The following is a 12,877-nucleotide window of genomic DNA, read 5'->3' as shown; positions in this document are numbered from 1 at the left end:
TTGCCGCCCCTCTCCGTTGCGCCTCAGCCCCTCCCTAACGCATGGCCCGGTATTTTTGCCCTAAATGATGTGGTATGGCAAGCTGGACCGCACGGCTTGCCTTGCGTATTGATAACGCCTATGTCCTTGTGAACGTAGTGCTTCACGTTGTTTTCACTAGTGGGAGTTCCGTATGAATAAAGTTTTTCCTTTTGTCCTATTAGGCTCTCTGCTTCTTGTTTTGAGTGGCTGTGCAAATAAACAATCTGCCTCACCCGACAGCGACGCATGGCGATTGCAAAGTCTGGAAGAGAACTTTTTGAATTTTAAGGAAAAGCAACGAGCCAGCGAAGAGCGTCTCCGAAGGCAATCGGATGACATGGCTGCTCGAATCGACCATTTGGAAGTAACGATTCAAGCCCTTCATATGGAAATGCAAACTCGTCTGGACGAGGCGGCCATGAATAAAAATGTCATGGTGCAACCAACATCGGAGGACGAACCTGCCCAACCCGTTTCCACGCAAGGTGGGGATACCCCTTTTACCGGGGCACCTGCGCCTGCCGTTTCTTCCGCAAGAGATTCTGCCATTCCTGCGAACGCAAACGCTGAGCAACTGTATCATCGAGGACAGGCTTTGGTTAGTGCGGAAAAGTATGAAGAAGGCCGTGAGGTCCTTAACGAATTTTTGGGTAAGAACAAGCAGAATCCCCTTGTCCCCAATGCGTTGTATTGGCTGGGAGAAAGCTACTACGGTGAAAAGCGTTTTGCCCAGGCTATTCTAACATTTAAAGATGTAACCCAGGACTACCCCAAGCATCACAAAGCAGCAGCGGCCTTGCTTAAAATAGGCTACAGCTACGATAAGCTTGGTGACGCCGCCAATGCCCGTTTTTATCTCCAGGCATTACTTGATGAGTATCCTACCTCTGATCCTGCACGTCTTGCCCGACAAAAGCTTAAGACATTGGGGCAATAGGGCGCGGTGCTTGCCGAAATAGTTTGAAAAATCGGCTCAAGACGGCATTGGATAGCTATGGGAGAACTGCACGACGAGTACCGGGCGGCTTTGGCTCTTCGCCACAGTAGATGGCTTGGGCCTCGTACATGGCGTGGCATCATTGACCACTTTGACTCTCTTCTTGAAGCGGCAAAGCAATGTCGGTCCTGGCTTGCCTTGGGACTGGCTAGCAAACGTCAGGTAGACGCTTTTCAGACGCGTTCCTGGAAGGAAGAAGCAGATAAGGAATACGAGGCTGCCAAACGGCATGGGGCCTCGTATCTACTTGTGACAGACAGCCGTTATCCCCCGCTTTTGCGTGAAATTCCAGATCCTCCTTTATATTTATACTATAAAGGAGATATTTCTTTTTTACGTAATCCCTGTGTGGGAGTTGTCGGTGCACGCAAATGCTCTTCCTACGGACTAGAAGCTTCAATGAAAATAAGCCGGGAGTTGTCCCGGTATGGTGTAACAGTCGTTTCTGGCATGGCCAGCGGCATAGACCGTCAAGCCCATCTCTCCGGACTGACAGGCCCGGGTGGGTCTATAGGGGTGCTGGGCACAGGGCTAGATGTTATATACCCCAGGACAAACAGGGATATCTGGGAAACACTTGGAACCAAGGGATTGTTGCTGAGCGAGTACGGGTATGGGGAGGGACCAGAAGCAAGCCATTTCCCCGTTCGGAACCGCATCATCAGTGGTATTTCCTATGGCGTTCTGGTTGCCGAGGCCGCAGGCAAGAGCGGGAGCTTGATTACAGCCGGCCATGCCCTGGACCAGGGACGCGAAGTTTTTGCTTTGCCAGGCCCCGTGGGCAAACCAACGTTCACGGGGTGTCACGCACTTATCCGGCAAGGAGGCTGTCTTGTTTCCTGTGCGGATGATATTTTGCAGGAGTTACGCTACATTTTAGGGCCGGAAGTCCTTTCTACATCTCCAAAGGAGATGCCGGACTGCGACCAGGCCATTTCATCCTGCGGACTGGAAGGAACAGCGCAGCGTATTGCCAAGTTGTTTTCTGCAGGAGAACGTTTACACATCGATCAGGTAGGCAGAATGGCTCACTTGGGGAGCGGCGATGTCAGCAGAGTCCTTGTGGAGCTGGAAGTGAAAGGACTTGTTCGACAATGGCCGGGGATGTATTACAGTTTGGTTTAGAGGAGCTTTTCTTAAAGGCGAATTCCCTGGATTAATGGAAGCTTACATCTTCCATGAAATCGCTTCTGGTGCCACTATGCGGGGGGCGCTTTTAGCGCTGGCGAGAGCGTCATGTACCCCAGGAAAGAATTCACTTTTCAGATGCGATAAACGGGCGTGTCCTCGAACCAGCAAACTGCTTTTGCGCCTGGAAGCCTTTGTGTTGAAACCATTCTGTCTAAAAATCGGCAACTATATTTGAGATAATCTTACATGCAGAAAATCCCTTTGAATTTGGCCAAGTCCGGAATGGTGCTGGGCAAACCGGTCGCTCGTGAAAACGGCGTGGTTATAATGGCAGACGGTACGGAGTTGACGGACTCACTCATCTTTCGTCTGGAAAATATGAAGATCGACCGTATCGTGGTCAAAGGTAATCCCGTGGATATGGGGAATGCCTCAGCCGGAGCAGCGGAGCGCATAAAACAATTGGACTATCTGTTCCGTATGCATGGTCAGGATCTTTGGATGTGCAAGGTCAAGGGATTCCTCAAGCGTTATTTCGCTTTCAAGGCTTCTTCCGAAATGGCAGCGGCATCGAACGAGGACGAGAATGATGCTGGAGGTGAAGAATGAGCGGTGATCTGAAAAGCGAAACAAGAGACGTTGTACTTGAAGTCAAAAGCCTGCCGACCTTGCCTTCGGTTTTGGACAAGGTAACCAAGTTGGTTGAAGACGACGGTGCGTCTATTGAGGAGATCGCCAAGCTTATTTCTACCGATCAAGTCCTTTCCGCCAAAGTTCTTAAGATGGTGAATTCGCCCATCTATGGTTTTCCAGGCCGTATCGCCACGGTGCAGCACGCGCTTGTACTGCTCGGGTTCAATGTTATCAAAGGCCTGATTATTTCCACCTCCGTTTTTGATATGATGGTGCAAGCCATGAAAGGGCTGTGGGAGCACAGCATAGCTTGTGCCATGGCCTGCCAGGGCATTGCTCAGGCTGCAGGGCTCAAGGATCCGGAAGAATACTCCGTGGCCGGACTTTTGCACGACCTTGGCAAGGTCGTTACGGCGGTTCAGATTCCCGAACTGCGCGATCAGGTCTTGGCAGTGGTGAAGGAAAAGGACATCACCTATTTTGCCGCAGAGAGGGAAGTGCTCGGATTTGGACATGATCGTATCAACGCGTGGCTTGCCGACAGTTGGCACCTGCCGCCCAATCTCAAAGAAGCCATGTCGTATCATCACAAGCCCCATTTGGCCCGTTTGTACCCACAACATGCCGCAGTTGTGCACATAGGTGACGTGCTGGTGCGTGTTTTTGAATACGGAAGCGGGGGGGACAACAATGTTCCCTATCTACGGCCGGAAGCGTTGCGATTGCTCAAGGTGACCATGAAGGATCTGGAGCCAGTGATGGATACGTTGGGCGAAGATTTTGTGGAAATTGCCGACATGTCCTTTTCATAAGGTGGTGACATGGAAAGCTGCATGTTCCCAAGAAAACAAAATGCCATTCTCATCACCGACGACGACAGCCTGCGGGAGCTTATTTACGGGCTTTTTCCACCGGATGTGATGGAGTGGACCCACTACAGACGGGCAACTGCCGCTGTGGAGGCTCTGTTTAATGAACCGCCGGATTTACTTCTTGCTGATAATCGTCTTACTGATATAAGCGGAGCGGAAGTAGCCTCCATGGTGAAAAGCGAGAATGTCTACCGCCAGTTGCCAGTCATGCTTTGCCTCCCTCCTGAAGATCTTGAAAAAGGGATGGATTTCAGCCTCATCGAAGCGGATGATTTTCTTCTACTGCCGGTGGGAGCAGCTGAAGCACGTTCCCGGATCTGCCTGACTATTTCTCGTGCCTTACGCAGCCTGGACGCCAATCCGCTATCCAAATTGCCTGGAAACACTTCCATTATTCAGCGTATTCAGGATCTTATTGATAGACGGGAAGATTTCGCGCTGGCTTATGTGGACTTGGATTATTTCAAATCCTACAATGATAAGTATGGTTTTTCTCGGGGCGACGAGGCGCTTATGATGACTGCCCGGGTTATCGTAAACACGGTACGTGGTTTTGGTGGAACGGCGTCGTTCGTGGGCCATGTGGGCGGCGACGACTTTGTCTTTATAATGCCGCCAAAGCATATTGAAGAAGCATGCCAACGCCTTATCGCGACGTTTGACCAAATCATTCCCAATTTTTACGACCATGACGACCGGGAGCGGGGACGTATTTGTTCTACCGACCGGCAGGGAAATATTCGAGAGTTCCCAATCATGGCGATTTCGCTGGCTGTTGTGTTCAACTGTAATGGATCGCTTAAGCACTATGGTGAAGCATCGGCAATAGCCATGGGGCTGAAAAAGAAAGCCAAAGAAATAGAAACGAGCTGCTATGTCCTTGATAGACGCAAATCAAACTGCGATTCCTGATTCGGTCGGGGCCTTTTTGGGGCATCTGGCTGTCGAAAAAGGATATTCCGATGCCACGCTTGCAGCATACGAGCGTGATCTGATCCAGTTTCAGGTCTTTTTGGCTTCTCGAAAGGCAACCCTCGCCCAGCCCAATTCTCTTACTCGCGACCATGTACGCGGGTATTTGGCGGATTTGCACAGGAAGGGGGTGAAAAAATCGTCAATGGCCCGTAAGTTGTCGTCTTTGCGCACCTATTTCAAGTTTCTCCTGTCCAAGGGCTTGGCTTCTTCCAATCCTGTTGCCGGAGTTTCCAATCCCAAACAGGACATCCGTCACCCCAAGGCTCTGAATGTGGATCAAGCGATTGCCTTGATGGAAGCCAAGGTGGAGGCCGGACCTGAAGGGGTGCGCGATCTGGCCTTGGCAGAGCTTCTTTACGGTGCAGGACTGCGTATCAGTGAAGCTCTTAACCTGGACATCAATGATTTCGACGCAGACTCGAGCGTGCTGCGGATTTTGGGGAAGGGCTCTAAAGAACGGTTGGCTCCTATGGGGAATTCAGCCGTACGGCGTGTGAACCAGTATTTGGATCAGCGTCAGGCTTTCGATCCCGAACCGTCTGAACAGGCCTTATTTCTTGGCGTGCGTGGAGGGCGGTTGAATCGCCGCCAGGCGAATCGTATTTTGGAAAAAATGGCGGCTCTGGCCGGGCTCCCGCAAGGAATCAGCCCTCACACATTACGCCACTCTTTTGCAACGCATATGCTGGAATCCGGGGCAGACCTTCGCAGCGTGCAGGAATTGCTGGGGCATGAGCGTCTTTCCACGACTCAGCGCTACACGCACCTTAATCTGACTCGGCTCGTCAAGGTCTACGACAAAACACATCCCCGTGCCATTGGCCTTTCAAAAACGGAAAAGGACTAAACCACATTACCCAGGTACTTGTCTGTCACCATGCGGGCGAACGACATGGAGGCTGTGAACGCCGGGGAAATGGCGTTGAGCACGTGAAGTGAGTCCTCATTCCTTTCCACAAGAAAATCCATTACCAGTTCTCGTTTCTTCAGGTCCACCAGCTGTGGACGTATACCGACCTTTGAAGATGCCTCCACATTGTCTGGCACCAGCTTCTTGACCAGTTTCTTGGCATCTCTGAAAAAATTGGGGAAATAGTATTTCAAGGGCTCGCTCAAAGCTATGGCCCGAAATTTTGCATTGGTGGCAAAAAGCATGGCGTCCCTTGCCAGAATAAGCGGAGCCTCCCAATCCAGTCCTTGGAGGATACCGTAGTTTTCTCTGGCAAAAGCAGGAGTTGAAGTCGGCCCTATATACACGGTGCCGTCCACTCCTTTCGTGAAGTGAATGCCCAGGAACGGATTACGAATGTCCGGGACTGGATAGATGCTTCCTCTTACCAGTTCATTACATCCGGCCTTGAGACGTCGATACAAGCCTTTGAAGGGAAGTATGGCGTACTGCGAACCCAGCCCGAAAGCGTGGGCCAGTTTGTCACTATAGGCCCCACATGTATTGATCAGAAAATTATATTCATAGCGTTCCCTTGTGGCATGCAGAATTCGTCGTCCTGGGATGATGGCTTTGACCTTGTGGTCTGTAAGCACGAAGACCTTGCCTGAAGCGTGGAGCTCCTCGACCACGGATTCCAGGACTGCTGTTGGAGAAAACACGCAGGTTTCTGGGGACAGAAGAGCTTTCTCAAACGTGCAGGCATTGGGTTCGATCTCCTGTAACTCTTTGACATCCAGAATGTTTATCTTTGCCCCATTGGTTTTGGCCCGCTGATACAATTCCTGCAGTGTGGAAAGGCGATCTGGTTCGGTGGCTACAATGACTTTGCCGGTTTTTTGGAGCGGTAACCCACGTTCAAGGCAATACGCCTGCAGCAGATGGTTACCTTCAAGGCAGGTTTGCGCTTTGAGCGTGTCCGGCGCGTAGTAAACGCCGGTATGCAGTACACCGCTGTTGCGCCCTGAGGCATGTTTGCCTAACGATTTTTCTTTTTCCAGAACGATGATGTCTTCATGTCCGCGTTTGAGGAGTTCACGGGCAATTGTTAACCCGACAATGCCTCCGCCGCAGATAATGATATTGGCATGTTTCATGGCGTCCCTTTTACAGACCGCAGGATTGGGAAAAATCACACCATGCGCAATGTGAGCCTTGTACCGGCTCGAAGACGTTGACGTTCAAGAGGTGGCGCAACAGATATTCCAGGAGCATGGGGAAGCGGACATCCACGATGTCTTCACGGACTTCCGTTTCGTATTTGTTTGAAAAGAGGAAGGTCTCCTGTCCATTTTCGGCCAGGTTGATCCAGCCTGCATTGATGAGGGGCGTATCAAAGTTTGCCTTGTACAGCAGGCAATACAAGGGAAGTTGAACTGAGCCCACAGCTTTGTTGACACGGGCCAAGAGTTCCGGGTCTGAAGCATTCTCCGGACGGGCACGTTGGACTTCCGCCCAGAGATCCTCGTTTTCCCATACGTCGGAAGACGATTTCGGGGAGGATCCGGTCTTGTAATCCAGTATGTACATCCCGTCTTCGGGCATTGTTCGCAGGTCACAACGGTCTATTGTTCCGCGTATTGGAATAAGCTGTGTCTCCTGTTCTGCACCATGTACAGGAAATGTCATATTAAGTTGTTTTTCCAGGAAGTGTATTCGTGCACGAGGCTGACGTTTTATAAATTCTTTCAGACGTTCGCGCCCCGTCAGACGTAGCAGAATCTGAGCATCTGGGGCCATTTGTTTGAAAAAATCAGCATCCTCCAGCCCCAAAAGGAATTCGTCTATAATATCGCCTACAGCCAATTCAGAGAGGTCGGTGTCCACGCCGACCGATGCAGTAAAAAAACGTCTGAGCACATCGTGCATAAGCTTGCCAAACTCTGGCTTGTCACCATCAGGATTAGCCTGCTTTAAGGCTTCAAGTCGCAACACATAGCGTTGGAAGAACAATTTTGGGCAACGCATATACGTGTCCAACAGAGTTGCCGACACGCCGGCCTGCACAAGTTTATGGATTCTTTTGCGCGCATTGGGACCAGGAACAATCCCCACAGGGAGGCTGGTTAATGGAGGTAACGTGTACTGCTTGCGAATAAAAGCGGGGTCTGTATCCGGGGCCAGAATTCGTCCAATTTGTTTTTCTTTTTCCCAAAGAAGTTGTTCAACAAAACGACTGCGCAATCGTGCACTATCCAAGACACCTTTGTGTTCGCCCTTGGGATAGCAGATGACTGCTTCCTTGCAGCTCATGAGAAGCCGATAAAAGTTGTAGGCTGCTACATGCTCGCGCTCGCGGCTGTATGGCAGACAAAGATGCTGGCGCAATGTGTCCGGCAAAAGCGGATCGTGATCAGCAGATCCGGGAAGTTTATCCTCTGTGGCATCAAGAATATAGAGTCTGTCAAAAGAGAGCAGACGGGTTTCCAGAAGTCCGAGGACCTGAAGTCCGGTTAGCGGCTCCGGTTCAAAGGAAACGCTTTGTCCTCGCATGACCTGCCGTGCCAGTGAATAGAGAATATCGGGTTTGAGGGAGACATCCTGGCCCAGGCCTGTGCCCAGCATAGGCACTGCTTCAATAAGTGTCCGGTACAGACATTCGGCATCAATCAGGCGTTGTTTCCAAATGGGCGCGCAGCCTTCCAAAAGAAGACTGGTTGTCTGGCGCAGAGCATCGGCCAAATCGGCTAAAGTGTTTATGCCCTCGTATGCTTTGAAAAATGCCTGCAAAAAGAATTCAAGTAATTCCTTAAAAACCAGGGTTGAAATGGCTTCATCTGTTGATGTAAGTCGATCAAGGGCAACGCTGACCAGATCGTCCAGATCCATGTCTCGTCCACGTTCTCGTAAAACCCGATCCATTGTCCTGAGAAATGGGCGTAAAGGAAAATCTCCTTTGTCTCCAGCTAGTTGGCCAGGAAAAGGGTGTCGCACGAATTCTGTTAATAAATTCCAGGGATATGCCCCATGCTTTTCACGCTGCAGATGGATTTCCAGAACAAGGTCCAAAAGTGCAAAAAGTGCGGAGCGCTCCAAAGGGTACCCCATACTGATGTTTACATCCTTATCAGGAAGATGACGCAACAGCGGGGCCAAAAGACCGGTATCCGGTAAAACCACGGCAGCGGAACCTTGCTGGGAGACTGCGATTTCCAGTTCGTCCTGTAAAGCCGCTAGCTGGGAATGGCGATCAAACCCTTCGATAAATCGTACGGACGGTATTTTTGTAGTCGCCTTGATGGCTCTCGAATCACATATCGGGCGGGTTTTCCAGCGTCTGCTCCATTGATCATGTTCGGCACAGCCCCAGTGGGCCTTGTGCCCACCACACAAGGCAGGATCACTGTGCCAGATGACGTGCGCACCTGAGTCCCACAGCCGATGAAAAAGAGTGTCTTCACATCCGGTCAGTGCATAAAATCCGGCGATAAACACGTCGTTATCCTGAAGTGATTGCGCCAGAATTTCGGCCTGTCGAGCCAGAGTGCGGCATTGCAGTCCAGGAGTTGTCCATCCTTTTGCCGCCAAGGTTTGCTCGTAGCGGACATAAATATCGCCCAATCTGGAAAGGAGCAGGGCCGCGTAGTCGGCGACTTCTCCACCAACGTTACTCAGGTTGGTAGGTGTTAAGTCCTGCCGAAAAAAGTCTTCCATAACCCCGGCGAGGCGAATGCCCCAAGGCAGGAAGCGATTCATGTCCATGGCTGTAATATCTGAGCTTACAGACAATCCTCCAGGGAGTGTGGAAACAACCTGATGGAGTGCAAACGTCTGATCCAGACGTGAGAGGCTGCGAATGCCATTGAAATTATCGTCGCCTACATGTCCTATGCGGCGAAGCCCCCATCGGATAAAGTCTTCCAGAGAAAGCATGGTGGGGGAGAGCAATACCGACCTGGAAGCAATTGCTGACTCTTTGAAATGATTCGTCAAATATCGTGCGGCGCGACGGTGGGGCAGTATAATCAAAGCTTCATCAAGCGGACCTTGGCAATTTTCCTGTATGAAATTCCCCACAGCCGGAATGAAATCTTCGGTCCAGGAAAAAAGATGTATGGGATTTGTTTGAGCTTGCATCAGGCTTTCCCTCCCTCTACCTCGACGACTTCCCGTCTATCCAGGTAGACAATAAGCCCTCTAGCAGGTGCTACTCCTCGTTCCTCCCGTCCCGGTAAGGAATCCAGCAAACCGAGGTAACGGCAAACTTGGTCATGGTGGTCTGGAGATGGTTTGCCGGTTTTATACTCAACAGCCACCGGCCCCGTGGGCGTGGAGCATAAGAGGTCAACACGATGTTGGCGTCCGTCAGCCCCGAGGATTTCAGCTTCCGGCCTGCCGTGGCGAAGGCAGTAGCGCATGTCTTCGCGGGAAAGCAGCCACTGGATAAGCTTCTCGGTTTGCGAAGAAAGCTCCAGGCGTTGTAAAGATGACAAAGGAAAGTCATCTACTGCCAAGCTTACAGCCTGACTTACAGCCTGTTCTGTTTCTGGAAAGTCCAGAAGATATTCCAGAGCCTTATGCACAATTTCACCACGTTGGCGATTGCGCCAGTTGTCGGCATCTTCCAGGTTCCTGTAAACCCGCAATCTCGGCAGCCACGACATGGGCTGGTAGGGTTCATTGCGTTCAGAAAGAGGCCGTTCGTCGATTATGGGAGATGATGAAGGAACCTTTTCCAAGGAGAAAAAAGCGGAACTGTCCGCTACTGGGCAAACGCCAGCTTCAAATATTTCGTCATCCAAGTCCTCTCCCAAATAGCTTTGAAGAATTTCCAGAATCGGACTCGGCTTTTTACTGCCACGTTCTGCGGGGAAAAAGCCGTACAGTTCGTTGCGCGGACGAGTGAAAGCCACATACAGCAAATTACATTGCTCCTGGACGATCTCCAACATCTTGTCCCAGTATGCTTCTCCTACATTGCGTGACAGAGACGTTACATATGCTTCGTTTTCTATCGGGATAACAGCGAGTTCTCTGTCCAGCCGAGGAATGCTCCAGTCTAAAAAAGGAAGAATCACGATAGGGAATTCAAGCCCTTTGGCCTTGTGCATGGTCATAACCTGAACGGCATTCATTCCTTGCGGAAGTGGAACGCTTTCTTCTGTTCCCTGTTCCTTCCAGAAATCCAGAAAGCGGCTCAGGCTTGGCATTTTGTTTTCTTCCGCCTGGTGAACTAGTTCCAGCAGGCGCCTGATGAACAGTTCGTCTCCGGGACGACGTTCCAAAACGCGGAAAGCCCGGATGGCTTCTGCTGCCATATCGTATGGACCAATAATTCCTGCATGGGCGAATAAAGGTTCTATTAGCGCCCATTCCTCTGGGAAATCATTCCGGAAAGCCAGGTACAAAGGACGTTTGGGCGAGGTGGATAGCCATTCCATTATTTCAGAATGGTTCATCCCGGTTTCTGCAAGAAAGACGTCCTTGCCGGAAATGAAAGTGGCAAAAGCAAGGTCGTCTTCCGGGCGGTCAATAAAGCTCAACAAGGCGATCAACTGTGCGATAACAGGATGGCTGCCCATACGGAGACTATTTTCCGTAATAACCGGAATCCCTTCGTCCACAAGCCACTGACTCACCTGCAGTGCCTGCGTATTGGTTCGGACAAGAACCGCAACATCTCCCCAAGATGGTTCGGCATGTCGCTGTCGAAGTTCACTCAACAAGTTGTTAAAGGCTGCTTCGGTCTGCTCGTCTATTTCTTCGCGCCTTCCTCCGGGAAGACGCTGCAGACGTACGTATCCTTCTGTCTGTTCATTCTTTTCGGCTATTTTTTGGGTACTGTCGGCAAAATTGCTTACAAGCGCCTGAGCAAAGGTGTCTCGAACACTTTGTTCAGCTTTTGGGAAAATCCTTTCGGCAATGTCGTCCGCGTGATCAGGACGTGAAAGGCTGGTAAAAAAATCGTTGTTGAAGCGGACGATATTTTTGCAGCTGCGCCAGTTGGTGTCCAGAGGAGCGCAGAATGCTCCGCCAGCCGGGCCTGCCAATTCGGGAAGACGGGCAACCTCTGCAAACAGTTCGGCATCGCCACCACGCCAGCCGTAGATGGCTTGTTTTATGTCGCCGACGTAGAACAGGCTTCCAAGCTTGGAAAGGCACTCCTCCCCCAGGGGCAGCAGGGCTTGCCACTGATCGCGGCTTGTATCCTGAAATTCATCTATGAGCAGGTGGTGCAGTCGGTTGCCCAATCTGCAGAATGCTTCGGCAACGGCAAAGCCGCCAGACAAGAGGTCTGCTGCCCGGTGTCCCAGGGACGCACATAAGACCGCGCCTTCTTCAATCTGGTAGTTTTCCATTGCCTGTCGGAGGTTTTCGGCTAGTTCGGCCAAAGGTGCCCAAGAATATGCCCCGCTGAGCACCGCACACTGTCTATTATATGTGGCATAGGCTACTTGGAGAATTTGATAGGCCTTTTCTTCTTCCTCATTCACCAGTGCTTTGCCCTTGCTGAGAACGCAATCGCAAAGGCTTTCCTTTTTTATCATTGCCGATTCAGGTGGTCCGTCAAAAAGCTTTGCGTCACGGCATTTGCCCAGAAAGTTATCAAAATGCTTGTTGATAGGAATCTTGTGTTCCGCAAGCAGAGTGCTCAGATTGTTCAATGCCTTGTGAAATCTTTCGTAGGGGAGCTGCAGAGCTTGGGCAATTTCCTCTTGCCTTGTGACAATACTGAGGGCTGCTTGCAGGTCAAAATTTTCGACTAAAGCTGACAGCCTTTGACGTATTGTACTGGCCAGCCAGAATCCTGCCCTCTGGTCATGGCGGATGAGCGTCAAGGCCGCCTGCTCAAGTTGGTCCGTTTTTTCAGGATCGGTTCCGATATCTTGGATGAATTCCTTGTATACCGGGTCAAAGATATCCTTTTCAGAAAAGAGAAGGTCAAAGTCCGGGTCCAGCTCCAAGGGAAGAGCAAAAAGACGGACAATAAGGTTGAGGAGACTATCTATGGTTCGGATATTTAATCTGCTGTAGCGGCGCAAAACGTCTTCGAGCAGGAGGACGGCCCGATGGGAGGACAGTTGAACTGGCGCGGCGCCTTCCAGTCCCAAAGCCCTGGCCTTCAACTCACGGACAATACGCTCCTTCATCTCCATGGCCGCTTTGTTGGTGAAGGTAACGGCCATGATTTCGTCCCAGGAAAATTCTACAGACGCCGAACTCATGCACACAGGAGCATGCTGTTGTCTGCTGGTTTGGGCCAGGAGAGTTAGAAAACGGTACGTTAGACTGTATGTTTTCCCAGAGCCTGCCGCCGCTTTGACCTGGAGAAGTCGTGCGGAATTTTCGTTTTGCATT

At 51.0% G+C, this 12,877-nt stretch carries 9 protein-coding genes; 6 read left to right on the top strand and 3 right to left on the bottom strand.

Annotated features, from left to right (window positions below; all coding sequences use genetic code 11):
- The first annotated feature begins 172 nt into the window (after window positions 1–172).
- From ybgF to xerC, 6 genes are all read left to right on the top strand, one after another.
- A complete protein-coding gene (gene ybgF, locus ACI0FJ_RS03680; RefSeq protein ID WP_424299143.1) occupies window positions 173–958 on the top strand; it encodes a tol-pal system protein YbgF in 786 nt (261 codons plus the stop codon).
- A 57-nt stretch (window positions 959–1,015) separates the two neighbouring features.
- Window positions 1,016–2,143, top strand: a complete 1,128-nt coding sequence (gene dprA / locus ACI0FJ_RS03675) for a DNA-processing protein DprA (RefSeq protein ID WP_424299139.1) — start codon at window positions 1,016–1,018, stop codon at window positions 2,141–2,143.
- Between the two features lie 252 nt (window positions 2,144–2,395).
- Window positions 2,396–2,758 (top strand): hypothetical protein, encoded by a 363-nt coding sequence (locus ACI0FJ_RS03670; RefSeq protein WP_424299137.1) that lies wholly within the window; start codon window positions 2,396–2,398, stop codon window positions 2,756–2,758.
- Complete coding sequence (locus ACI0FJ_RS03665; RefSeq protein ID WP_424299134.1) at window positions 2,755–3,594, top strand: HDOD domain-containing protein; 840 nt, start codon at window positions 2,755–2,757, stop codon at window positions 3,592–3,594. Before ACI0FJ_RS03670 ends, ACI0FJ_RS03665 begins: the two co-directional genes overlap by 4 nt.
- Before the next feature lie 9 nt (window positions 3,595–3,603).
- Window positions 3,604–4,566, top strand: coding sequence for a GGDEF domain-containing protein (locus ACI0FJ_RS03660; protein ID WP_424299132.1), 963 nt, complete (start codon window positions 3,604–3,606; stop codon window positions 4,564–4,566).
- Window positions 4,529–5,476, top strand: a complete 948-nt coding sequence (gene xerC, locus ACI0FJ_RS03655; protein ID WP_424299129.1) for a tyrosine recombinase XerC — start codon at window positions 4,529–4,531, stop codon at window positions 5,474–5,476. The genes ACI0FJ_RS03660 and xerC overlap by 38 nt, the downstream gene beginning before the upstream one ends.
- Here the strand turns inward: xerC and lhgO are convergent.
- The 3 genes from lhgO to ACI0FJ_RS03640 are packed head-to-tail and all read right to left on the bottom strand — an operon-like array spanning window position 5,473 to window position 12,876.
- Window positions 5,473–6,675 carry an L-2-hydroxyglutarate oxidase gene (lhgO, locus tag ACI0FJ_RS03650; RefSeq protein WP_424299126.1) on the bottom strand — a complete coding sequence of 401 codons (1,203 nt, stop codon included), beginning with the start codon at window positions 6,673–6,675 and terminating at the stop codon, window positions 5,473–5,475. The genes xerC and lhgO overlap by 4 nt on opposite strands.
- A gap of 10 nt (window positions 6,676–6,685) precedes the next feature.
- Window positions 6,686–9,655, bottom strand: coding sequence for a PD-(D/E)XK nuclease family protein (locus ACI0FJ_RS03645; protein ID WP_424299124.1), 2,970 nt, complete (start codon window positions 9,653–9,655; stop codon window positions 6,686–6,688).
- Window positions 9,655–12,876, bottom strand: coding sequence for a UvrD-helicase domain-containing protein (locus tag ACI0FJ_RS03640; protein WP_424299121.1), 3,222 nt, complete (start codon window positions 12,874–12,876; stop codon window positions 9,655–9,657). The genes ACI0FJ_RS03645 and ACI0FJ_RS03640 overlap by 1 nt, the downstream gene beginning before the upstream one ends.
- Window position 12,877: the final 1 nt, after the last annotated feature.

Source organism: Desulfovibrio sp. 7SRBS1, assembly GCF_049723905.1.
Taxonomy (GTDB): Bacteria; Desulfobacterota; Desulfovibrionia; order Desulfovibrionales; family Desulfovibrionaceae.
This window is presented reverse-complemented; position numbering and strand designations above follow the sequence as displayed.

Excerpts from the sequence above, each read along its gene's own strand:
- ybgF (WP_424299143.1), top strand. The coding sequence starts at position 173 with ATGAATAAAGTTTTTCCTTTTGTCCTATTAGGCTCTCTGCTTCTTGTT.
- dprA (WP_424299139.1), top strand. The coding sequence starts at position 1,016 with ATGGGAGAACTGCACGACGAGTACCGGGCGGCTTTGGCTCTTCGCCAC.
- ACI0FJ_RS03670 (WP_424299137.1), top strand. The coding sequence starts at position 2,396 with ATGCAGAAAATCCCTTTGAATTTGGCCAAGTCCGGAATGGTGCTGGGC.
- ACI0FJ_RS03665 (WP_424299134.1), top strand. The coding sequence starts at position 2,755 with ATGAGCGGTGATCTGAAAAGCGAAACAAGAGACGTTGTACTTGAAGTC.
- ACI0FJ_RS03660 (WP_424299132.1), top strand. The coding sequence starts at position 3,604 with ATGGAAAGCTGCATGTTCCCAAGAAAACAAAATGCCATTCTCATCACC.
- xerC (WP_424299129.1), top strand. The coding sequence starts at position 4,529 with ATGTCCTTGATAGACGCAAATCAAACTGCGATTCCTGATTCGGTCGGG.
- lhgO (WP_424299126.1), bottom strand. The coding sequence starts at position 6,675 with ATGAAACATGCCAATATCATTATCTGCGGCGGAGGCATTGTCGGGTTA.
- ACI0FJ_RS03645 (WP_424299124.1), bottom strand. The coding sequence starts at position 9,655 with ATGCAAGCTCAAACAAATCCCATACATCTTTTTTCCTGGACCGAAGAT.
- ACI0FJ_RS03640 (WP_424299121.1), bottom strand. The coding sequence starts at position 12,876 with ATGCAAAACGAAAATTCCGCACGACTTCTCCAGGTCAAAGCGGCGGCA.